Origin of the sequence: Marinobacterium sp. MBR-111 (genome assembly GCF_040547585.1) — a bacterium.
Taxonomy (GTDB): Bacteria; Pseudomonadota; Gammaproteobacteria; order Pseudomonadales; family Balneatricaceae; genus Marinobacterium; species Marinobacterium iners.
The window spans coordinates 67,510-90,493 of record NZ_JBEPQA010000017.1; the positions used below are offsets into that span (position 1 = coordinate 67,510).

At 55.3% G+C, this 22,984-nt stretch carries 19 protein-coding genes and 1 pseudogene; 19 read left to right on the forward strand and 1 reads right to left on the reverse strand.

Features of this window, described 5'->3' with window-relative positions; translation table 11 throughout:
* Positions 1-56 precede the first annotated feature (56 nt).
* The 19 genes from ABIE61_RS12595 to ABIE61_RS12685 all read left to right on the forward strand — a co-directional run bounded on the left by ABIE61_RS12595 (position 57) and on the right by ABIE61_RS12685 (position 22,805).
* Positions 57-1,355 (forward strand): FCSD flavin-binding domain-containing protein, encoded by a 1,299-nt coding sequence (locus ABIE61_RS12595; RefSeq protein ID WP_354409969.1) that lies wholly within the window; start codon positions 57-59, stop codon positions 1,353-1,355.
* A gap of 4 nt (positions 1,356-1,359) precedes the next feature.
* Positions 1,360-2,046 carry a thiosulfate oxidation carrier protein SoxY gene (locus tag ABIE61_RS12600; RefSeq protein ID WP_354409971.1) on the forward strand — a complete coding sequence of 229 codons (687 nt, stop codon included), beginning with the start codon at positions 1,360-1,362 and terminating at the stop codon, positions 2,044-2,046.
* 193 nt (positions 2,047-2,239) lie between these two features.
* Positions 2,240-2,737 (forward strand): Na+/H+ antiporter subunit E, encoded by a 498-nt coding sequence (locus ABIE61_RS12605; protein WP_354409973.1) that lies wholly within the window; start codon positions 2,240-2,242, stop codon positions 2,735-2,737.
* Positions 2,734-3,036, forward strand: a complete 303-nt coding sequence (locus tag ABIE61_RS12610; protein ID WP_091826609.1) for an MrpF/PhaF family protein — start codon at positions 2,734-2,736, stop codon at positions 3,034-3,036. The genes ABIE61_RS12605 and ABIE61_RS12610 overlap by 4 nt, the downstream gene beginning before the upstream one ends.
* Positions 3,029-3,349 carry a cation:proton antiporter gene (locus tag ABIE61_RS12615; protein ID WP_091826607.1) on the forward strand — a complete coding sequence of 107 codons (321 nt, stop codon included), beginning with the start codon at positions 3,029-3,031 and terminating at the stop codon, positions 3,347-3,349. Before ABIE61_RS12610 ends, ABIE61_RS12615 begins: the two co-directional genes overlap by 8 nt.
* Positions 3,342-3,620, forward strand: coding sequence for a Na(+)/H(+) antiporter subunit B (locus tag ABIE61_RS12620; RefSeq protein ID WP_354409977.1), 279 nt, complete (start codon positions 3,342-3,344; stop codon positions 3,618-3,620). Before ABIE61_RS12615 ends, ABIE61_RS12620 begins: the two co-directional genes overlap by 8 nt.
* Positions 3,620-4,318: an MnhB domain-containing protein gene (locus tag ABIE61_RS12625; protein WP_206834846.1), complete on the forward strand. Its 699-nt coding sequence runs from the start codon at positions 3,620-3,622 to the stop codon at positions 4,316-4,318. The genes ABIE61_RS12620 and ABIE61_RS12625 overlap by 1 nt, the downstream gene beginning before the upstream one ends.
* Entirely contained in the window at positions 4,315-4,638 is a 324-nt protein-coding gene (locus tag ABIE61_RS12630; RefSeq protein WP_354409980.1) for an NADH-quinone oxidoreductase subunit K, read from the forward strand. The genes ABIE61_RS12625 and ABIE61_RS12630 overlap by 4 nt, the downstream gene beginning before the upstream one ends.
* The gene (locus ABIE61_RS12635) at positions 4,635-6,098 is read left to right on the forward strand and encodes a complex I subunit 5 family protein (RefSeq protein WP_354409983.1); all 1,464 of its coding nucleotides are present in this window, start codon (positions 4,635-4,637) and stop codon (positions 6,096-6,098) included. Before ABIE61_RS12630 ends, ABIE61_RS12635 begins: the two co-directional genes overlap by 4 nt.
* Positions 6,095-7,588, forward strand: coding sequence for a complex I subunit 5 family protein (locus ABIE61_RS12640; RefSeq protein WP_354409986.1), 1,494 nt, complete (start codon positions 6,095-6,097; stop codon positions 7,586-7,588). The genes ABIE61_RS12635 and ABIE61_RS12640 overlap by 4 nt, the downstream gene beginning before the upstream one ends.
* Positions 7,585-9,270: a complex I subunit 5 family protein gene (locus ABIE61_RS12645; RefSeq protein WP_354409988.1), complete on the forward strand. Its 1,686-nt coding sequence runs from the start codon at positions 7,585-7,587 to the stop codon at positions 9,268-9,270. Before ABIE61_RS12640 ends, ABIE61_RS12645 begins: the two co-directional genes overlap by 4 nt.
* 126 nt (positions 9,271-9,396) lie before the next feature.
* On the forward strand, positions 9,397-10,587 hold the full coding sequence (locus ABIE61_RS12650; RefSeq protein ID WP_354409989.1) for a response regulator: 1,191 nt from the start codon (positions 9,397-9,399) through the stop codon (positions 10,585-10,587).
* A 208-nt stretch (positions 10,588-10,795) separates the two neighbouring features.
* Positions 10,796-14,380 carry a PAS domain S-box protein gene (locus ABIE61_RS12655; RefSeq protein ID WP_354409991.1) on the forward strand — a complete coding sequence of 1,195 codons (3,585 nt, stop codon included), beginning with the start codon at positions 10,796-10,798 and terminating at the stop codon, positions 14,378-14,380.
* A gap of 99 nt (positions 14,381-14,479) precedes the next feature.
* Entirely contained in the window at positions 14,480-15,058 is a 579-nt protein-coding gene (locus tag ABIE61_RS12660) for a response regulator (protein ID WP_354409994.1), read from the forward strand.
* Between the two features lie 42 nt (positions 15,059-15,100).
* A complete protein-coding gene (locus ABIE61_RS12665; protein WP_354409996.1) occupies positions 15,101-16,129 on the forward strand; it encodes an HDOD domain-containing protein in 1,029 nt (342 codons plus the stop codon).
* Positions 16,122-16,973 carry a sensor histidine kinase gene (locus tag ABIE61_RS12670; protein WP_354409999.1) on the forward strand — a complete coding sequence of 284 codons (852 nt, stop codon included), beginning with the start codon at positions 16,122-16,124 and terminating at the stop codon, positions 16,971-16,973. The genes ABIE61_RS12665 and ABIE61_RS12670 overlap by 8 nt, the downstream gene beginning before the upstream one ends.
* A gap of 7 nt (positions 16,974-16,980) precedes the next feature.
* Positions 16,981-19,323, forward strand: coding sequence for a sensor histidine kinase (locus tag ABIE61_RS12675; RefSeq protein WP_354410001.1), 2,343 nt, complete (start codon positions 16,981-16,983; stop codon positions 19,321-19,323).
* 255 nt (positions 19,324-19,578) lie between these two features.
* A complete protein-coding gene (locus tag ABIE61_RS12680) occupies positions 19,579-20,442 on the forward strand; it encodes a PhnD/SsuA/transferrin family substrate-binding protein (protein WP_354410011.1) in 864 nt (287 codons plus the stop codon).
* Positions 20,439-22,805 (forward strand): PAS domain S-box protein, encoded by a 2,367-nt coding sequence (locus ABIE61_RS12685; RefSeq protein WP_354410004.1) that lies wholly within the window; start codon positions 20,439-20,441, stop codon positions 22,803-22,805. The genes ABIE61_RS12680 and ABIE61_RS12685 overlap by 4 nt, the downstream gene beginning before the upstream one ends.
* On the opposite strand, the pseudogene ABIE61_RS12690 reads toward ABIE61_RS12685, so the two are convergent.
* Positions 22,795-22,984 (reverse strand): annotated as a pseudogene (locus ABIE61_RS12690) (IS256 family transposase); the annotation flags it as partial. The gene ABIE61_RS12685 and the pseudogene ABIE61_RS12690 overlap by 11 nt on opposite strands.

Here is a 22,984-nt window from a genome sequence, read left to right on the forward strand (position 1 = left end):
TCAGCCACTGCTCTCTTTGCTAGTCTCAAACCGCAATGGTCCAGACGGGAAGGGATATGAAGCAGAGAAACATCTCCGCTGTTTCAAGACGCACGCTGCTGGCAGGCCTGATGCTGAGCCCACTGCTGCTGAGCGGGTGTCAGCGTATGCTGTCAGGCCGCCCGTCCGAAGGCCGGGTGGTGATTGTCGGTGGCGGCTTTGGCGGTGCCACGGCGGCGCGCTTGCTAAGGCAGCAGGCACCGCAGCTGGATGTCACTCTGGTTGAACCCGCCAGCCGTTTCTATACCTGTCCCTTTTCCAATCTTGTACTGGCCGGCCTGCTGCCGCTAAAGGCCATCGAGCAGGATTATGCCGCCCTGATACAGGCAGGGGTAAGCCATCGGCGTCAGCAGGCGCTGGATATTGATCCGATTCGCAAGCAGGTCACTCTGGACGATGGCGCCCGAATTGAATATGACCGCCTGATTGTCTCGCCCGGTATTGATCTGCGCTGGGGTGCGATAGAGGGTTACGATGCTGCGGCCGCCGAGCGGGTGCCCCATGCCTGGAAGGCGGGGTCGCAAACGCTGCTGTTGAGGCGTCAGCTCGAAGCGATGCCGGATGGTGGCAGTGTCATCATCACGGTGCCCGGTAACCCCTACCGTTGCCCGCCGGGCCCCTATGAGCGTGCCAGCCTGATTGCGTACTATCTCAGTCGGCACAAACCGCGCTCAAAACTGTTGATACTGGACAGCAAGGACCGTTTTTCGAAGCAGGCCCTGTTCATGTCGGCGTGGAAAGATCTCTACGGTGACCGAGTTGAGTGGGTTGGGCTGTCGGATGATGGCAAAGTGATGCGTGTGGATCCGCAGCGGCGTGAGGTGGAAACCGATTTTTCCACCCGCCACCGTGCCGCAGTGCTCAATGTGATTCCACCGCAGCAAGCCGGTCGTATTGCGGTAACGGCCGGGCTGACCGATGCCAGTGGCTGGGTACCGGTTGATCCGGACACATTTGAGTCTCGTCATGCCGCGGGTGTACATGTAATAGGGGATGCCTGTATTGCGGCCCCCATGCCCAAATCCGGCTTTGCCGCCGGCATGCAGGCGCGCGTGGCAGTGGCGGCCATCATCAGCGAGCTGACAGGGCAGGATGTTGTCACGCCGCAACTGTCCAATATCTGTTACAGCCTGGTAGAGCCGGGCTACGCCATTTCGGTGGCGGGTCAGTATGAAGTGGATCAGGGGGCTCTGGTGCTCAAGCCCGGTACCGATCATCTGAGCCCGTTGGAGGCTTCACCTCGTTTGCGTCAGTCTGAAGCTCGGTCGGCTGAAGGCTGGTATCGTGCCACCACCGCTGATATCTGGGGCGGCTGATTCGATGCGCCACTGGGTTGCGCTGTTGTTGCTGCTGGCCAACCCGGCCTTGGGGGGCGAGCCGGTGCTCATGCAAGGGCTTAAGGTGCAACTGCCCGCCGTGATTGAGGATGGTGCGCAGGTGCCGTTGCGGATCGCATTTGATGAGCGGCTTGATCCCGGTGAATACCTGAAAACGATACAGGTGCAGGCTCCCCTTAACCCTGAGCCGGATGTGATCCGTTTTGAATTCCTGCAGGCCGTGGTTCCGATCAGGCTGGCAACCCGGATACGGTTGAGTGAGTCGCAGCAGGTTGTCATTCGTGCCCAAAGCAATATAGGGCGGCAATGGCAAACAGAAGTTCAGGTCCGTGTTGCGCTGAGTGGCTGCCTGACAGGGCCAGCCCCTGCCGCCGAGACAATGACGATGCACACCCCCCGTGTTGCCATACCGGACGCAGGCCAGGCGGGGGAGGTCAGGGCTCAGGTTCTCCACCCGATGGAGAACGGTTTTCGCAATGGGGTGCGTGATCATGCAATCACGCCGAACAGGGTGCAGACCCTGAGCATATCCCGGGCTTCATCACCGTTGGCAGTGGTGCAGTTCCATGCCGGAACGGCTTCCAACCCCTATGTCAGTTTCTGGCTGAACGATAGCCGAGACCTGACGTTCAGCTGGCAGGATCTGCAGGGGCTGGAGCTGCACCACTGAGTGTTGTAAACCCCTTCCCAGTTGAGTTGGCTGGCCATTCCGCCGGGATCAGGGCTTGCCGGCCCTGCTTTAAGCCTTTGCGTACTGGATTGATAAACGAGGCTGCGCGGGCTTTCTTGTTCTGTGTTAGGCTGAACCTAACCGCTTGATTCGTGGTCAGTTCAGACATTGATACAAACGAGCAGGAGGTCCCATGTCCCGACTCCCGACGCTAGTACTGCGGTGGCTGATGTTTTCGCTGGTCTGGTGGGCATTGACCGATGGTGATGCGTCCGGTTTTGTGTTCGGTGTGGCTGTCAGTTTTCTGGTTACCTGGATCTCGCTGCTGCTGTTTCCTCCGTCGCGTTACCTCATCCATCTGCAGGCATTGCCCGGATTCGTGCTGTTTTTCCTGAGTCGCTCATTGCTTGCTGCATTCGATGTCTCTCGACGTTTGCTTTCACCTTCTTTACCGGTGACCCCCGGCTATTTGCGTGCCGTGCTGTCGCTGCCGGAAGGTGCTCCCCGTTGGGTGCTGGCCAACACCTTGTCACTCTTGCCTGGCACCTTGAGTGTAACCCTGGAGGGTAATGAGATTGAGCTGCATTGCCTGGATCTGACTCAGCCGGTACGACAGGACCTTGAGTACACGCAAGCCAGGGTTGCAGCACTGTTTGGGCTTACGCCAAGCCAGCGGGAGGGGGACGGATGACACTGGTATTGCACCTTGTTGCACTGTTTCTTCTACTGACGCTGATGCTGGGGTTTGTCCGCATCTGGCGCGGGCCCACGGCGGCCGACCGGATGTTGGCCTCGCAGCTGTTTGGTACTACGGGGGTTGCGCTGCTGTTGGTACTGGCCGAGGCACAACAGATGCCGTCCCTGAGAGATGTGGCGCTGATCCTGGCGGTATTGGCCGTGTTTTCAGTTGCCGCTTTTGTGACGCGTGTTGTGCGGATCGAAAGTGCCCGATCGGATCGACATGCCGTAAAGGGGAATGGAGATGATTGAGTGGCTGTTGCCTGTCGTGCAGGTGCTGCTGTTAGTCAGCGGCTGTATTTTCTTTGCTTTGGGAACGCTGGGGCTGTTTCGGTTCGACGATACACTGTGTCGGATTCACGCATTGACCAAAATCGATAATCTGGGACTGGGACTGATCACTCTGGCCTTACTGATGATGACGCCATCGTTGGCCAGTAGCTTGAAAACGCTGTTGATCTGGTGGGTTGCACTTGCGGCCAGTGCAACCTCGGCGCATCTGGTGGCAAGAGCCGTTCGCATGCATGAACGCCCGATGCAGCAACGGGAGCGGTGTGATGATTGAATGGCTGCTGGACCTGTTGCTGGCACTGGCACTGGTATCGACCGCTGCCGCCGCACTGCTGTCGCGCGATCTGTTCCGTGCAGTGGTGGTGTTTATCGCTTTTGGTCTGCTGATGGCCGTGTGTTGGGTACGGTTGCAGGCGCCGGATCTTGCCCTTGCTGAAGCCGCCATCGGTGCCGGGCTCACCGGCGTATTGCTGCTGGATGCGGTGAGTCACTTTCGTCGTGGCAACGGCCATGGCTCGAAAAGCCAGGCCGAGGAGGAAAGCTGATGCGCTCACCCACTGCACATGTGTCGGTCCTGCTGTTGGTCATCATGCTGACGGCACTGCTGGGGCGGGCGGTCTGGCAATTGGCAGCGTTTGACTCGGGCTCAGAACTGCCTCGATTGCTGCAGAACAACCTCGCTGCAAGCGGGGTTGAACACCCAGTAACCGCCGTACTGCTGAATTTTCGCAGCTACGATACCCTGCTTGAAATTGCAGTGCTGGTGATTGCGGCGATGGTGGGGATCTCCATGGCACGGACTCGCTCGCTGGAAGATCCGGAACTGCGTACCGCTGATGCCCTGCTCAGGGCGTTGTTGCGCTGGCTTGTACCCTTGATGCTGTTATTGGCGGCCTACCTGCTTTGGGCCGGAGCGGACCGGCCCGGCGGTGCGTTTCAGGCCGGTGCGATGCTGGCGGCAACCGGTGTGCTGATGCGGCTGACCGGCATGCCGCTCGATTTCCTGCGTCCGGGCCTGTTGCTGAGGATAGGGCTGGTGCTCGGATTTGCCCTTTTCCTGCTGGTGGGGCTAGCGAGTGCCATTGCGGGTGAGGCGTTTCTGGCCTATCCGCCGGGACTCAGCAAGGCACTGATTCTGTCAATCGAAACCTTGTTGACGCTGTCGATCGGCATGATTCTGTTGGCTCTGTTTGTTTCGGCGCCGGTGAATAACGCCAGTGAGCCTGAGGAGGGTGAACAATGAGCACACCTTTGCTGTATGCCCTGACAGGCGTTGTGCTTTGGGGCGTCGGCTTGCTGGGACTGGTTGGCCTGCGGCATCTGCTGCGCAAGTTATTGGCACTGAATCTGATCGGTTCAGCCACCTTTTTGATCCTGGTGGGCCTGGCGCAGCACCATAACGGGCCTGATCCTGTTCCTCAGGCTCTCGTGCTGACCGGTATTGTCGTATCCATAGCCGCCACTGCTCTGGGGGTGGTGCTGATACGACGTTACTTCCATCTGACCGGAGGCACAGAACTGGGTAACGGTGCTGAGGGCTCGAAGGAGGACAGAGCCCCATGAGCAACTGGTTAATGGCAGGGTTGCTGTTTACCCCGCTGGCGCTGGCTACCACCTCGTTGCTGCTGAATTTCAGGCAGGGGCGCGCTCTGGCCTGGCTGGGTATGGTGTTACAACTGTTGGTGTCGGTCGGACTCTGGGGGCTGGTGAAGCAGGAAGGAGGTTTCTACTACAGTCTGGCCGGCTGGGATGCTCCCCTCGGAATTGAGTTACGTGTGGATGGCCTTGCCGTAACCTTCCTGCTTCTGACGACACTGGTGGCCAGTGGCTGTGGCATTCATGCCGGTATCTATTTGAGGCCTGACAAGCCCTGGCAGCGTTATTTCTGGCCGTTGTACTGGTTTCTGTGGGCCGGACTGAATACGGTCTGGATCGGTGGTGATCTGTTCAACCTCTATGTCGGGCTGGAGCTGATCAGTCTGGCAGCGGTTGGACTGGTGGCTCTGGGTGGGCAGGCGGAGGCGCTGCGGGCGGCACTGCGCTATTTGCTGGCGGCATTATTAGGCTCCATGGCCTATCTGTTGGGTGTGGCACTGATCTATGGTCAGTTCGGTACGCTTTCGCTGGCCGAGGTGGCACATCAGGTCAGACTGATGGGTCAGGCGGAGCTGATGCGTCCCGCATTGGTACTGATGTTGGTGGGGCTGGCGCTCAAGACGGCGCTGTTCCCTTTGCACGGCTGGCTGCCGCCGGCGCATGGCATTGCAAAATCACCGGTCAGTGCTCTGCTGTCAGCACTGGTGGTCAAGGCATCGTTCTATATTGCAGCACGGATCTGGCTGGAAACAGGGGAGGCTGTCGCCAGCCAATGGATGGCTCAGCTGATTGGAGCATTGGGAGCCGCTGCCGTGATCTGGGGCAGCTGGCTGGCCTGGTGCCAACCACGGCTTAAACAGGTGGTGGCCTACTCTTCGGTTGCCCAGATTGGCTATCTGTTCCTGCTGTTTCCGCTTACATATGGGGTTGATGCATCCGTATCACTTCAGGCGCAGCAGGGGATTACTCTGCAGGTGATCAGCCATGCCCTGGCAAAATCAGCCATGTTTCTGGCGGCGGGCAACCTGATTCTGGCGGTGGGCAATAATCGTGTGGATGCATTGGCGGGTGTCAGCCACTTTCTGCCGTTTTCACTGTTTTCCTTTGGTCTGGCCGGCGTCTCCCTGATGGGGCTGCCGCCTTCGGGTGGTTTTGCGGCTAAGTGGATGCTGCTACAGGCCAGTATGGCGTCGGGCCAGTGGTGGTGGATACTGGTGCTGGTGGGGGGCGGTCTGCTGTCGGCGGCTTATGTGTTTCGCATCTATCGCGCATCGTTTCTGGAAAGGGATGAGAAGGATCATTTTTACCATCCGGATCGCCGGCTTGAAGTGGTGGCAATGTTGTTGGCAGTGGCCTCGTTGGGGCTGGGCCTGGCGGGCAGCCAGGTCCTGTCGGTGATGGCGCTGCCGTTCGAGGAGGTGCAATGACCCAGCTGGTTCTGATCCCGATACTGGCGCTGCTCAGTTCAATGCTTGCAGCGGTGATCATCTTTGCACTGCCGGAGCAGCGGCACCGCTTGCGTACTGGTATCAACCTGCTGGCAGCCCTGATCAAGGTGGTATTGGTGGGGGTAATGACCTGGGGGGTTATTCATCAGCTGGATTATGGCCTCAGCTACGAGATCCTGCCCGGTGTCAGCTTTGAGCTGCAGGCCGATGCGCTGGCAATGATGTTTGCTGGTCTGTCGGCCGTGTTGTGGCTGTTGACCACCATTTATGCAGTGGGCTACCTCGAAGATTCGCCGAATCGCAGCCGCTTTTTCGGATTTTTCAGTCTCTGCGTGGCCAGTACCATGGGTATTGCACTGGCGGGCAACCTCTTCACCTTCTTCCTGTTCTACGAGATGTTGACGCTCTCCACCTACCCACTGGTGGTCCACCGGGGAACTGAGAAAGCATTACAGGCCGGGCGTAACTACATTATCTATACGCTCAGTGGCGGGGCTGTATTGCTGCTGGGCATGATCTGGCTGCAGGGGCTGGCAGGTGATCTATCGTTTCAGGAAACCGGCCAACTGGTTGATCTTAATGAAGAACTTCACCCTCAGCTGATTATGATTTTTGTTCTTCTGGTGGCTGGGCTCGGCGTCAAAGCAGCTTTGTTTCCACTGCATGGCTGGCTGCCACAGGCCATGGTGGCACCTGCGCCTGTCAGTGCGCTGTTGCATGCAGTGGCGGTGGTCAAGGCGGGTGCCTTCGGCATCGTGAGGGTTGTGTATGACCTGTACGGCATTGAATTTGCTGCCCTTTTGGGTGTTCTGGAACCTTTGGGTTGGCTGGCGGCGTTTACGATTATATATGGCTCTGTCCGGGCGCTGGCTCAGACGGACCTGAAACGGCGGCTGGCTTTTTCCACCGTCAGCCAGGTGTCCTATATCGTGCTGGGCACTGCAGTATTCGGCCCGGTGGGAACAGTGGGTGGTCTGGTTCACCTGTTGCATCAAGGGATTATGAAAATCACGCTGTTTTTCTGTGCCGGTAATTATGCCGAGACACTTGGCATTCATAAAATCCATGAGTTGAATGGAGCTGGAAAGCGCATGCCCCTGACGTCAACCGCTTTCACGCTGGCGGCCTTTGGCATGATCGGTGTGCCACCATTGGCAGGCTTTATTACCAAATGGACCCTGGGAACAGGGGCACTTAATGTCCAGATGGAGTGGGTTATAGGAGTGCTGCTGATCAGCAGTCTGCTGAATGCCGCCTACTTTTTGCCTGTGATTCACCGCCTCTGGTTTCTACCGGAATATGATTGGTCAGAGCAGCGGCGCTGGGGGAAACTGGAGACCCATAGCTGGCTGCTTTGGCCTCCGCTGGTAACCGCCGTATTGACTCTATTGGTGGGCCTGTTTGCTGCTCTGCCCCTTAGTCCTCTGAGCTGGGCTAAGCTGATCGCCGCACGGGAGTACCTGCCATGACCTTTTGGATTCTGAGCGCTGTTGCAATACCGCTGTGCGTGTTGCTGTTGGTGCCGAGCCGAGCAACACGGCCACTGCTGTGGCCCGTGCTTCCCTTGTTGCCACTGCCTGCGCTGGGGTTGGCTCTGATGGGGCCCGGCAATTGGCAACTGGAGCTGCCCGGGTTGTTGCTTGGAGCCAGTTGGCAACTTGATGAGCTGCGCCAGCCATTCCTTTTATTGACGGCACTGCTGTGGAGCTTTGCGGGACTGTTTGCATCCGGCTATATAACAACGCGGCGAACCAGTTTTGCCCTGTACTGGGGGCTGACCCTCAGCGGTAATCTGGGGTTGGTACTGGCGGGGGATCTGGTCAGTTTCTATACCTTTTTTGCGCTGATGACCTTTGCCGGCTATGGGCTGGTTGTACATGAGCGCAAGCCTGATGCATTCAGGGCGGGACGGTTATACCTGATCATGGCGGTGTTCGGTGAGATGGCGCTGCTGGCAGGACTGATTCTGGCGGCAGGTGCCGCTGACAGCCTGCTGCTGGCTGACCTGCCCGGTGCGATCGCGGCATCAGCCGATACTGTGCTGATCATGGCGCTACTGTTGTGTGGCTTTGGTGTAAAGGCCGGGCTTCCACTGTTACACATGTGGCTGCCATTGGCTCACCCGGTTGCGTCGACGCCGGCCAGTGCCGTGCTCAGCGGAGCTATGATCAAGGCGGGCTTGCTGGGATGGCTACTGACCCTGCCGCTGGGGCTGGCGAGCTATGAACTTCCGGGTACGGTGCTTGCACTCACCGGTGTTGTGGCATCGCTCGGCGCTGCGCTGATCGGAGTCTGTCAGCAGCAGGCGAAGGCAGTGCTGGCCTATTCCAGCATCAGCCAGATAGGGTTGATGACGCTGATGCTGGGTATTGCGCTGGCTGAGCCCGAGCGTGCCCATTGGTTGCTGCCGCTGATTGGCCTGTACGCACTGCATCATGGCCTGGCCAAAGGGGCGATGTTTCTGTCGGTGGGCATATCATCGCCATGTGCTTCTGTTCCGCGAGGGCTGTATTGGCTGCTGCTTGCATTGCCGGGGCTGTCACTGGCCGGCTTGCCCTTTACCAGTGGAGCCCATGCCAAGCTGGCCATGAAGCAGGCGCTGGCGCCAGAAGGGCTGTCCCTTTGGCTCGCGCCCTGGCTGAGTAGCTTGCTCAGTGCTGGCGCCGTTGCAACTATGGTGCTGGTGTTGAGGTTCCTCTGGCTGCAATGGCAGCACACAAACAAGGATGGAACTGATCCGCGCAGAGTAGTGGGCTGGCTGCTGACGCTGGTGACCAGTCTGGTACTGTTCCCCTTGCTTGCACCCGGTCTGCCGCTGGCAATTGAGTCAGTGCCGGTCGACCAACTCAATGCATTGCCGACACTGTTATGGCCGATACTGCTGGCTTTTCTGCTGGGTGGGATATCCCTTAAAGTTCATTTGCGTGCCCCCAGAGTACCGGCGGGTGATCTGGTTGCTCCCTTGGAAGTGCTTTGCAAGCGAGTAACGCTTCCTTACCAAATGCAGCCCATAGTCTACACTGAATTGATAAGGCCTTTGTGCAGCAGTCTGAGAAGAGTATTACCTTGGGCTCAAAGGTTTGAGCCTTGGATGTCTGCACAAAGCGCTTGGCTTCTGATTATCGTGTCACTGGTGTTATTGCTGGCATAAAGCAGAGGTAGAAAAGCCTGTCACAACTGTCGCATTTTTGTCATTTGTCTATAAAATAGTCATATATAAAATAGGTCAAGGCCTTCTCTGGGCTGATCCTGCCGGTGCTTGAAGGTAACCCCGCTTATGACTGGACACGATGTGCATGAACTTCCCGCTGATTCCGGCCGCCAAACAATCCTGATCGTGGATGATGCCCCGGAAAATCTGATGCTGCTGGGTGAGTTGTTGCAGAGCGAGTACCGCGTTCGTGCCGCCAACTCGGGCGCGCGTGCACTGCGGGTAGCAGGCAGTGAGCCGCGTCCAGATCTGGTATTGCTGGATGTAATGATGCCGGAAATGGATGGCTACGAGGTGATCCAGCGCTTGAAGGCCCAAGAGCAGACACGGGACATCCCCGTGATTTTTATCACAGCGATGACTGCGGTGGCAGACGAAGAAAAGGGGCTTGGGCTGGGGGCGGTAGATTACATTACCAAACCCTTCAGCCCGGCGATTGTTCTGGCAAGGGTACGTGCCCAGCTGGAGCTGAAAACCGCCCGTGATCGCCTGAGCAATCAAAATCAGTGGCTGGAGCATGAAGTTGCCCGCCGAATGCAGGAAAATGCACGTATTCGTGATCTGAGTGTACAGGCCTTGGCCTGTCTGGCCGAGGTGCGAGACAAGGAGACAGGGCTGCATATTGTCAGAACCCAGTCCTATGTTGAAATCCTGGGTCGAAAGCTTGAAACGCACCCCAGGTTTGTACCAGCTCTTGCTGATGGCCGACTGCAGGAGATCATTCGTGCAGCCCCGTTGCACGATATCGGAAAAATAGGTATTCCGGATGCCATTTTGCTGAAGCCTGGCAACCTGACCGATGAAGAGTTTGAAGTAATGAAGACTCACTCGGCCATCGGAGGTGAGGCGATTCATAATGCGATAGAGCAGGCCGTGATGAGTGCCGGTGATGAACATGCACGAGAGGCATTTGATTTCCTCAATGTGGCCAGTGAAATTGCCTACTATCACCATGAAAAGTGGGATGGCAGTGGCTATCCGGATGGGCTCAAGGGTGACGATATTCCCGTATCTGCACGGCTGATGGCGCTGGCGGATGTGTTCGATGCCCTCAGTTGTAGCCGGGTATACAAAGAGCCCTACAGCATGGAAGAGACCTTCAGGATCATTTTGGAAGGGCGGGGTACGCATTTCGATCCCGATGTGGTCGATGCTTTTACCGCCTGTCGAGAAGAGTTTATCGCCGTAGCCAAGGAGCTGGCAGACAAGGAAAGCGAAGCCGGGCACTGCGTCCCCAGTCTCTGCCCATCTAAGTAATTTGCAGCAGAAGGGCAGCTGGAAAAGGTGGAAGGATCGGCACGGCACTTCCTGTCTTTGATCAATAACTTGCTGGGTCTGTCTCGAATTGAGGCCGGGCAGTTCATGCCCAAACAAAGGTACTGCTGTACTTTATGAGGAATGCGGTCAAATTTCCGCCGCAGGGACGGGCTTCACTTAGGGTCAATGCCGTGGCACAGGATACCCAATGCAAATAACGCACAGCGGAAAGAAGTGGCTTGGACTCTTGGTGATTGCCCTGATGGGTACTGGACTTCTGTTTGTTTCTTTTGCGAACAGGGCTTCAGACCTGCCGCCAATCAAGGTGGTATTGATGGATGAGTTTCCGCCGCTGATCTATTCCGAGGAAAGCGGTGCGGTACGTGGTCTGATTGCGGATCGATGGGCCTTGTGGCAGGAAAAGACCGGTCGCCGGGTTGATGTGACAACCATGCAGTGGGCCGAGGCGCTGGCAGCCTTTCGGGCCGGTCAGTTTGATGTCATTGATGCCATTACCGTAACACCTGAGCGGCAGCGAACGCTCCTGTTTTCGACTTCCTGGATCACTCTGGATGTGGTGTTGTACTACCGTGACAATATTCGTGGGGTAACCGACCTGAGTTCGGTCCGCGGATTCCAGATCGGGGCGGTCAAGGGTGATGCCTGTGTCGATCTGCTCCAGAGCAAGGGCATAGATAATCTGGCGCTCTTTGCAACCTATCCAGACGTGGTGGACGCGGCAGTCAGGGGAGGAGTGTCCGTATTTTGTGGTCACAAGTTGATGACCAACTATTACCTGGCGCAACGTGGTAGCAGCGATGCCTTTTTGCATACCGCCCCGCTCTACAATGCACCTGGCCATTGGGCTGTCCTGAAAGGCAATCAAGCGCTCTATGAAGAGATTACTCAAGGCTTCCAACTGATCACGGACACAGAAGACAAGGCGTTGCGTGATAAATGGCTGGGGCAGCCCCTGTTCGAGCCTGCAGCACCTGTCTGGGTCAAATGGGTGCTATATGGCGCATTGGCGCTGCTGGGAGTGTTGCTGTTGGTGCTGGTCTGGATACGAATGCTGCGACGCGAAGTGGAGCACCGGACCTTTGCGCTGGCAGAAAGCGAAGAGCGTTTTCGCATGTTATTCGAGAACACCCGCCAGCCAATTGCCATGGTGGAAAACGGATATTTTATCGCTGCCAATAAGGCCACGCTGGACATGTTTTACATGCGTGATCCGGGTGAATTAATCGGTAAAACACCACTGGATATATCCCCCGAAACACAACCGGGTGGGGAGCGCTCTGCGGTTGCTCTGCTCAGTGTGATGGGAAAAGCATTCTCCAGAGGCAGTACTCGCACTGAGTGGGAGCACATAAAGGCCACGGGCGAAGTTTTCACCGCTGAAGTGATGCTGACGGCCATCCGGCGTGATGAGCGTGAAATACTGCATGTGGTATGGAACGACATCACGGCCCGCAAGCAAGCTGAGCGTGAGCTTGAGGAATATCAGAACCACCTTGAAGAGCTGGTACAGGCACGTACGGAAGAGTTGAGCCATATAACACGTGAACTGCGCGATGCCAGTCAGGAGCAACAGGCTCTCTTTGATGCGTCGATGGCGGGGATCGTGTTCGTGCGTGACCGGTGCATTCTGCGCTGCAACCGTTATCTGGAGCAGATGCTGGGCTACGCGCAGGGTGAGCTGTTGGGTCAGACAACACGTTGCTGGTATCCGGATGAAGTCACGTTTCTCGAGGTGGGTGAACGGATCATTACCGCCCACGCCGAGCAGGGCTTCTACAGTGAAGAGCGTGAACTGCAACGCAAGGACGGCAGTCGCTTCTGGGCACGGATGCAGGCGCAGCCAGTGGACTCTGAGGATCTCAGCAAGGGGATCGCCGGGATGGTGATTGATATCACCGCCGAGCACGAAGCGCTGGAGCAACTGCAGCAGGCACGCCAGCTGGCCGAGGACGCCGCACGCACCAAAGCTGATTTTTTGGCCAATATGAGCCACGAAATCAGAACGCCCATGAATGCCATTATGGGCATGACGCATTTGGTGCTGCAGACTGAGCTGAATGAGCGTCAGCGGGACTTCCTGCAGAAAATCCAGCGCTCAAGCAGACACCTGCTGGGCATCATTAACGATGTGCTGGACTTTTCCAAGATGGAGGCAGGAAAGCTCTCGCTGGAACATATCGAGTTCAACCTGCCCACGCTGATCTCCGACCTCACCAGTGTGCTTGAGACCAAAACCGCCGAAAAAGGGTTGGCATTGATAACCCATGTGGATGAGCGCTTGCCGGAGCAATTCCAGGGTGATCCCCTGCGGCTGCAGCAAATACTGCTCAACTACGCCAACAACGCTGTCAAGTTTACCGAGTCTGGTGAAATAGAAATCCGTGTGGACTCGGTTGGCTCTGAAGGCAACAAGACCCTGCTCAAATTCAGTGTGCGCGATACCGGTATTGGCCTGAACCCCGCTCAGCAGCGACGCCTGTTTCGCAGCTTTGAGCAGGCGGATGGCTCTACAACACGCAAATATGGAGGCAGTGGTTTGGGCCTTGCGATTTCCCGTCGTTTGGCTGAATTGATGGGCGGTGAGGTTGGGGTTGTCAGTCAGCCGGGTGAGGGCTCGACCTTCTGGTTCAAGGTGGCGCTTGATTTAGGTTCGGGCTCAGCCGATATGTCTATGGGCGCCGGCAAGGATGTTACCGAATTACAGGCTTCAGAACTCAGCCTGAAACAGATCAAACGCCAGCTGCAAGGGGCCCGGGTGCTGTTGGTTGAAGACAACCCTCTGAATCAGGAGGTAGCCAGTGAGCTGCTCAGTCAGATGGGCGTTGTCGTCGAGATCGCCAATAATGGTGCCGAAGCCTTGCAGAAGCTGGAGCAAGCGGCGTTTGATCTGGTGCTGATGGATATGCAGATGCCGGTCATGGACGGGCTGACTGCCACGCGAAAAATACGGCAACATGACCGCTTGAAACAACTTCCCGTGTTGGCCATGACGGCCAGTGCACTGCCATCCGATCGAGCCAAGTGTCTTGAGGCGGGCATGAATGATTTTCTGGCCAAGCCAATCGAACCTGAGACACTGTGGCGAGAGCTGTCGCGCTGGATCAAGCCTGCTCAACGATCCAAGGCCCCGGTCAAACCTGAGCCGGACGCACCAGCGCGAGCAGATGTACCAGTAATCGCCGGGCTGGATACTCAGGCGGGGATCAGGCTTGCCCTCAATGATCAGGCACTCTATCGGCGCCTGTTGACGAGCTTTGTCAGCAGCCATGAAGCGTTCAGGCAGCAACTGCAACAGGCCTTGCACCAGAATGATCTGGAGCTATCTGTGCGACTGGTGCATACCCTTAAGGGCAGTGCCGCCCAAATCGGAGCAACGGAGCTGGCCTCCCAGGCACAGACGTTTGAGCACCGCTTGCGACAGGCTCAGGATGAGTCTGCCGTCATGCCTGAGCCGCCGGACTTTCTGCTGGCAGGCGTTGATGGGTTATTACGCGCCTTGTCAGACTGGTTGGAAAATAGTGCAAAGCCTGCTCAGGACAAAGAGGCCAAAACGGCATCACGCCAGTGGTCAGAGCATGAGCAGTCGCTCTATGACAGCCTGCAGGTATTGCTGACTACCGATGATTTTAATGCGACCCAATTGTTGAGCCGGGAATCTGCCACTTTTCGCAACATGCTCGGCAAAGACTACGAGCGAATAGTGTCGGCACTGGGCATGTTTGATTTCGAACGAGCAGCAAGAATTCTTCATAAGTCAGGCAGGGTGGACTAAATACTGTCCACAGGTCTTGTATGGTTTTGTCGCAAATGTCATATTGGGCACGCGTGCTAATACTGTATTTGACTGCTGAGCCATCAGGTCGGGAAAGAAATGAAAACACTCACCACGGGTGATATTGCGAAAATGTGCGACGTGAATCTGCGAACAGTCATTCGCTGGATTGATCGCGGTGCACTCAAAGGGTTCAAGCTCCCTGGGCGTGGTAATAATCGTGTACGTGTCGAAGACTTCATCCAGTTCCTGAATGAGCATGAGATGCCCATTCCCACTGAGCTGGCGGCTGATGACAACCGGCGTGTACTGATAATCGATGATGAAGCGGCAGTAGCCCGCTCCATTGCCCGTATTTTAAGAGCTGCCGGTTATGAGACCGAAACCGCTTTGGATGGCTTTCAGGGAGGCAGCCTGCTGATCAAGTATCAGCCCGCACTGGTGACGCTGGATCTGCGCATGCCCGGTGTCAGTGGCTATGATGTACTGAAGTTTATTCGCTCCACCCCTGAAACTGAACATATCAAGGTCATCGTGATCTCGGCGCTTGATCAGCAGTCACTTCAGCGTGCACGGGATGAGGGTGCCGATGCCGTGCTGTCAAAGCCATTTGATAATGAAGCACTTACCACAACGGTTGAGCACCTGTTGCCGTTACAGGCGCCCAAGTTGGCCTGATGTGAAAGGCCCGTTTTTTATTTGCAGTGAAAGGGACGGCACATGAATGCGCCTTGCATAGTCTTTGTTGATAACGAACCTGGTGTGCTCAATGCGCTGCGGCGCCTGTTGCGCCTGAGTCATCGTGACTGGGAGATGTTTTTTTTCAGCTCGCCCAACGAAGCGCTGGAACAGTTGAAGACATTAAGGCCCTGGGTCCTGGTTGTGGATCGGCATATGGCCGAAATGGACGGCATTGAGCTGCTGGGGCAGGCCGCGCATACGGTGCCGGATACCATTCGCGTACTCCTGACCGGTGATGCTCAGATTGAGAGTGCGCTTAAGGCAACGGCTGCAGCACATCTGGTCATCCGCAAGCCCTTTGAGCGTGAGGTTATTGATGATTTGCTGACACGGGCGCGTGTGCTGCATCAACTGCCCTTGAGTGACAGTCTGCGCAGCCGCCTAGGCCGACAGGAAAGCATTCCCGTACTCCCTGAGGTGTATCAACAGATCACCCAGGTTCTGGAGCAGCAGGAGCCCAGCGTGGCTGAAGTGGCCGAGCTCATTCGGCACGATCAGGTGTTGTTGAGTCGTGTGCTGCAACTGGTAAATTCCCCCTTCTTTGGTTTCAACTCCCGTACCCATGATGTTGAAGTGGCCGTGATGCGGCTGGGGCTGCAGACCATCCATAATCTGGTTTTGATCATAGAGCTGTACCAGCACGACAGTCAGGTCCCGCGCGCATTGGGCGATCGTTTGATGCGAGAGGCGATGCTGTTGGCCGAGCAGGTGGGGGCATTATGTGATAGCCGTGGTGTCAACAAGACTGTACGTAATCTGGCCGTGGTGAGTGCGCTGCTGCATAACATTGGTATGTTGGTGCTGGGTGATGATCCTCAAGAATACAGTCTGGCCAGTGCCTATCTACTGGAGTTGTGGGGGTTTGAGTCGGACGTGATTGAGGCCGTTCAACACCAACTTGACCCGGAACCGCCTGCTGATTGTGAGCCCGCCACTGAGATTTTGAATATGGCACTCAAGTTGCGCAGTGGCAGTATGAATGATGCCAAGGAGGCGGAAGATGAGTAAGAAGCCTCTCGAGCATCCGGATTATCATGCCGAACTGCATAGTAGGCAGCAGCAGCTGATTCAGTCGGAAAAAATGGCCACGCTGGGGCGTTTGGTGGCCGGCGTAGCGCATGAAATCAATAACCCGGTTTGTTACGTCAAAACCAATTTACATACCCTGCGCCACTACGTGACTGAGCTGGAGCAATTATTGGGTAACGTGCTGGCATTGGCTGATTCGGAGCACAATTCAAGCCTGTCAAAAGCTTTAGTGGCGCTGAAAAAGCAGCATGACTACGACTATCTTCACACCGAATTGCCCATTTTGCTGGATGAAACCAGCGAGGGGGTCGAGCGTATCGAAGGGATTGTTTCCACGCTAAGAAACTACGCCCACGATGACGCGCAACAGGGACAGCTGGTGTGTCTTGAAGAGTTGATTGAAACAGCCCTCCGGCTGGTGCACCACGAATTGAAATATGTGGTGCGACAGATTAATCGCGAGTACAAGGATGTACCTGCTGTCTGGTGTCGTCCGGCACAGATTTCTCAGGTGTTGGTTAACCTGCTGGTCAATGCCGCGCAGGCTATGCCAGAGGGAGGTGATATCAGTATCCGCTTGAATCAGCTGGGTGAACGTTACGTTGAGCTCAGTGTATGTGATCAAGGCCAGGGTATTGCAGATGAACTGATGCCACGCCTGTTTGAGCCGTTCGTGACTAGCAAGCCCGCGGGCAAGGGAACGGGGCTCGGTCTGCCCATTTGCCATGACATCATGATTAGCCATGGTGGTGAGATCCGTGCCGAAAATCGCCCAGGTGGAGGTGCCTGCTTCACCCTGATCTTGCCGATTCATCAGAGTTGAGCCTGGCATGAGCACACAGCAGAGCACGCGAGAACAAAATGTCTTTCGGGTACTTTGGAGTACCTATATCCGCAATGCTCTGATCCCGATTATTTTCATTGAACTGGCACTAATCGCGGCCTATCTTGCCACCAACTACATCATTCGCGATGAAAACATCGCCACCATGCAGCGCAGTGCGCAGGAATCGCTGCTGGAAACCGCCAGAATTGAATCGGATGTGATCAGCAGCCAGTTGAAGGGTGTGGCAGAAATGGCTGACCTGTTCGCGGCCATGATCAGCCAAGCCTACGATACACCGTACAATCCATCTGACGAGGAAAAGGCTCGCTATACCCTAAGTGACAACGGCGTCTGGCATACACGGGCCGATACGCAAGGTGCGGCCATGTTCTACTCCTCCATTACTCAGGTGCGTGAGGCTGAACGGCGGAAGGCTTGGCAGTTGGTTCAGGTCGATCCATTGATGAAGCAGCTGGTTAAAAGCAGCTCGCTGGTCACTCAGGCGTACATGAATACACACGACTCAATGAACCGCATCTACCCGCCGTTCGACGTGTTGGAGCAGTATCCGTTTGATCTGAATGTCCGTGACTACAACTTCTACTATGAAGCTGACGCCGAGCACAATCCCGAGCGTAAGGTGGCATGGACCGATGTTTACATCGATCCAGCCGGGCAGGGTTGGATGGCGTCGGCCATTGCACCGATCTATCGCCGCAATACCGATTTTCTTGAAGGCGTTGCCGGTCTCGATATCCGCGTTTCAGAAATCATCCGTCAGGTATTGGCATTGAACCTGCCGTGGGACAGCTATGCCCTTTTGGTGGACAGCAGCGGTACCATTCTGGCGATGCCCGAGGCGGCTGAACAGGATTGGCAACTGCAGGAGCTGACCGAGCATGACTACGCGACTGCAATCAAACAGGATACCTTCAAGCCCGAAGCCTTCAATCTATTCAAGCGTACAGACAGTCAATTGCTGGCAGAAGGGATCAATGCAGCCAATGATGGAGTGGTCGCACTTGATTTGGCAGGGGAACCCAAGCTGGCGGCTTGGTCCTTGATCCCGGGTGCTGACTGGCACCTGTTGGTCGTGGCTGATCAGGCGCGTCTGTATGCTGATGCCAACGCCCTCAAGGCAAGAGTGGATCAGATCGCCATCGGCATGATCCTGGGGTTGCTGGCCTTTTACGTGCTTTTCATGCTGTATCTGTACCGTAAGTCTCTACAGGTCAGTTTGAGGCTGTCCCAGCCCATGCGCGGCCTGCGCCGCATGATCGGTGCCATCGGCCAGGGACGCTACCGGCCTGAGCCGGTTGCCACTGATATTGCCGAGTTGAACTCGGTATCGGATGGCCTGCTCGAAATGGGTAAAACCATCGAGCATAGCCGTTCAGAGCTGGATGAAGCCAACCGGCGCCTGGCGCGCCTCAATCAGCTGCTGGAGGCCCGAGTGGAAGAACGCACGCGAGAGCTACGCCAGACCAACGTGGACCTGCAGCATGAGCGGGAAGAGCTGAACCGGCTGATCACTGAGCTTAAGGCGACTCAGGCACAGTTGGTGCAGTCCGAAAAGATGGCGTCTGTTGGTGTCCTGGCGACTGGGGTGGCTCATGAGATCAACAACCCGCTGGCGTTTGTCAGTGCCAATGTCACTATTTTAAATGACTATGTGCCATCGCTCATGCGGCTGTATGAAAGAGCGGTTGAATTGGTGCCGGAGCCTGATGCCAGACATCTGAGCGAGGTTGAGCGGCAGGAACATTATGCTGATATCACGGACAATATCAGCGACCTCTTGGCGGATTCCATCGAAGGTGTGCGACGCATCCAGCACATAACCGAAAGTCTGCTGGAGTTTTCGCACTCAGGTGATACCGCTTGGCAGGACTGTGATCTGAATCACTGTGTCGAAACCACCCTGGTGATTTGCCGCTACGAATATAAATACAAGGCACAGATCGAAACGGACCTGGATGCTGAACTGCCTCTGATTCAGGCAGTGCCAGCGCAGCTGAACCAGGTGATTATGGCGCTGATCGTGAATGCGGCTCAGGCGATACAGCACGAAGGTGTGATTCGCATCACAACTTGTCAGTCCGATGATGATGTCATTCTGGAAGTCTGCGATACCGGCATGGGTATCACGCCGGAAAACCTGAGCCATATATTTGAACCCTTCTTTACCACCAAACAACCGGGTGAAGGCACCGGGCTTGGGCTGGCAGTTGCCTACGGCATTATCAACGCACATGAAGGGCGTATTGAAGTAGAGAGTGCGTTGGGTGAGGGGAGCTGCTTCAGAGTAATATTGCCGAAAATCAATGACAGTCGTGATTCCGCTTGACAGTCTTGTTGTGGCGCGGCTGTTCGATCAGCCAAGTGCCTGTGTGAAAGCTGGCTCTTTGTTGCAAAAGCTTGTAAGTTAGTTTTAAAACAATGGTTTAATCCCTTTGTTTTTACATGGCCAATTGCCATCAGTTACAAGTTGCAACGCGTTATTTGCGTAGTGTCAATAAATCCGACATTTTCAGATGTTGTCTTATAGCGACACTGGATGGAAGATTGAACTCAAACCTTGAAATGGAATTTCCGTGTGAGAATGTCACGCCCGGTATCGGTATTGTTCTGGTTATGTGCCCTCTCCCCTGTTTGCGCTGCTGGAACGATCAGGTTTGCCCCCCTGCCGATGGCAAGCCTTGAGCATATGACGCGTGAATATCTGCCGTTTCTGGATTATTTGGAGAAACAGACGGGGCAGACCTTCGAGCTTGCTTACCACGCTTCATACGAAACCCTACTGGACGCTTTGTCTGCCGGGCAGGTGGATCTAGCCTACCTTGGACCGCTTCCGTATGTGGCGCTTACCGAGCGAAGCCATAACATGCAACCGGTGGTGCAATTCTTGGATGCACAGGGGGAGTCCAACTATACCTGTGCATTAGTGCACTTTGCGGATCAACCTCTGACTTTGATTCACCCAGATCGAATACAACGATTTGCCCTGACGCAACCTCTTTCAACCTGTGGCTACCTCATGGTCGAAGCGTATCTACAGGCACAGGGAGAAAGTCTAGAAAACGAACAGCACGAATACACCTATGTAGGCAGTCATGAAGATGTTGCGCTCAAGGTGATATTGGGGCACTACGATGTGGGTGGGCTTAAGACACAAATTGCACAGAGATATCATCACCTTGGGCTCAGAGTTATAGATGAGACATCACCCATGCCCGGATTTGTGCTGGTTGCCAATACCGACACATTGGACACCGCAATAACAGATCAAATCCGGATGGCTTTGCTTGAACTTAAGCCGCTTGAAAACCCAAGTGATGCGGAAGTGGTGAGAGGCTGGAGCGCAAATCTCAAATATGGCTCGATTAGAGTTGATGAAGGCCTATTTGACCCGGTTCGTCAGCAATGGCGCCAGCTCAAGGTTGACTTGATAGGAGCCGGGCAATGAATCGCAGAGTTCTGCTGACAGCTTTGACCGGCTTTGTGACCAGCGTTCTGATCGGCATTGGCTTCATACAATTGCTGATTGATCTCGAGGTACGTAACCAGCTGGACTCGCGCCTGCAGCAGGAAGCTGTTGCGTATCGATCCGTTGTGCGTGGGCTTGGACAGGTTGCGCGTACCCTGTTTGACGAAACCGTCAATAAGCCCGAGGTAACAGCCCTGGTCAAGGAGGTGATTGAATCACGTGGGGATCAGCGTGACATCGCACGAGGCCTTCTGTTTCGTGAACTCTACCCCTCTTATTTGCGCTTGAAAGCGCGTGGAGTTCGGCAGCTTCATTTCCATACCCCTGACGGGCTCAGTATGCTTCGGTTTCACAGCCCACTTAAATATGGTGACTCGCTGTTCGAGGTGCGTGAGTCCGTGAGGCTGGCGAACACGGAATTGGTACCGGTAGAAGGTTTTGAGGCGGGTAAACTGTTTCACGGCTTTCGATTTGTATTTCCGCTGTTTCATGAAGGGCAGCACATAGGCAGTGTTGAAAGCAGTGTCTCATTCAAAACCGTAGAAGCAAATCTCAGGGCGTTGGTACCAAATGAACTGTTTGAATTTGTCCTGAACCGTGACCGTGTGTTTTCAATGCTCTATCCCAGTGAGCGCTCCATTTATGAGTCGTTCCGTTTGAATGATGAGTATGTTATCGAAGATGTTGGGGCCAAGCTGGGTCAGCCACGCGCTATACCGGCGCTTCAACAGGCACTTGAAGCAGCACTGGCATCCGAGCATGGGCTGATTCGCAGCAAAATGATTTCGGGTGAAGCATTTGGTCTGACGCGAAAGCTCGAGGGCAGGCGTTATGCAGCCCTGTTCATGCCGGTCCACAGTGTTTCAGATCAGGTTGATGCCTATATCCTGACGTTTACTCAAGTACCAGACATTGAAAGCCTCTATCGCAATGGGCTCTGGATACAGTTGTTCTTTATGGCGCTGATGGCCAGCCTTTCAGTTGGTTACTATCGTCGTCAAACCGCTAATCAGGCTATTGCAACCGAGCGTGAAAAGCTCAAGGCAATAACCGAGCGTATGGCAGAGGGTTTGTTTGTTCAGGACACGCAGGGCCGAATCACATTTTTGAACGAAGCCGCTGAACGTATTCTGGGTATATCCCAGTCTGATGCGACTGGACTGATTGCCCACGATTTGTTTCATGTCCATTACGACGACAGGGGAGCGCCAGTATCGCTGGATCAGTGCCCGATCCGCTCAGTAACTCGCAAAGGCGAGGTATATGAAAGCGAAGACGAGTTTTTTCGCCGTGTGTCGGATCAAACACTTGTTCCGGTTCAGGTCACCAGTGCACGCTTCAGTGTGGCGAATGAGGAAAACGGATCCATCACGATTTTTCGTGACATCACACAACGCAAAACGGACGAAGAGCAACTGCGGTTAGCCGCTATCGTGTTCAGTCATACGGTCGATGGGGTTGTGATTACTGGACCGGATCTACATGTATTGGCCTGCAATGATGCGTTCGTTGAAATTACCGGTTACAGCCGAGATGAATGGCTTGGGCAGCATATCCGTCGCCTTCGCTCGGGAATGCACGATGAAGATTTTTACCGTCAGATGTGGGCTGAGATCAATCAGGATGGTTTCTGGGAAGGTGAGGTTTGGAATAGACGAAAGGATGGTGCTTTGTATCCCCAGGCTCAGACTATAAGTGTGGTGTGCAACAATGCCGGGCAGATCACGCACTATGTTTCTGTGATGTCCGATATAACTGAACGAAAGCAGTATGAAGACGAGTTGAAGCGCGCCCGTGAAGAGGCGCTTGAAAGTGCACATGCAAAGTCACAGTTCTTGGCCAACATGAGTCATGAAATCAGGACGCCGATGAACGGCATGCTCGGTATGCTTGAGCTACTGATGGATACTGAGTTGACTCCAGAGCAGAAAGATTTTTTGAAGATTGCTCAAGGCTCCGGCAAGACGTTGCTGTCATTACTGAATAGTATCCTGGACCTCTCGAAGTACGAGGCGGGACGGGTTGAGCTTGAGCAGATTGATTTCGGCTTGCGCTCCATTTTGGAGGATACGGTCAAACTTTTTGCTCCTCAGGCGCAGGGTAAGGGGTTGGAAATTGCGGTATTGCTTGATTCGAGTGTGCCTGAGTTTGTCTCGGGTGATCCGACGCGGTTGAGGCAGGTGATCACCAATCTGCTCGGTAATGCGATCAAGTTTACGGATCATGGCGAAGTCATATTGAGCGCTAAGCTTGAGGTGTCAGAGCCGGGTGCGCTGATGCTGCATATTGCCATTCGGAGGGTGTTCAAAACTCTGTGTCAGCCAACCAGCCTTATAGGCTGATGTGATGTTCCAAGCGCCCTGGGAAGTGGATGGCCATCTGTGACAGCGTCAAGTTCCAGTTCTGCACGGGGTGCGTCCAGCGCTCAGAGGCCTTGAGTATACCGGCATAGAGTAGCTTGAGTAAGCTGTTCTCATTGGCGAAGCCGCCCTTGGTCTTGGTGAGCTTGCGGAACTGGCGG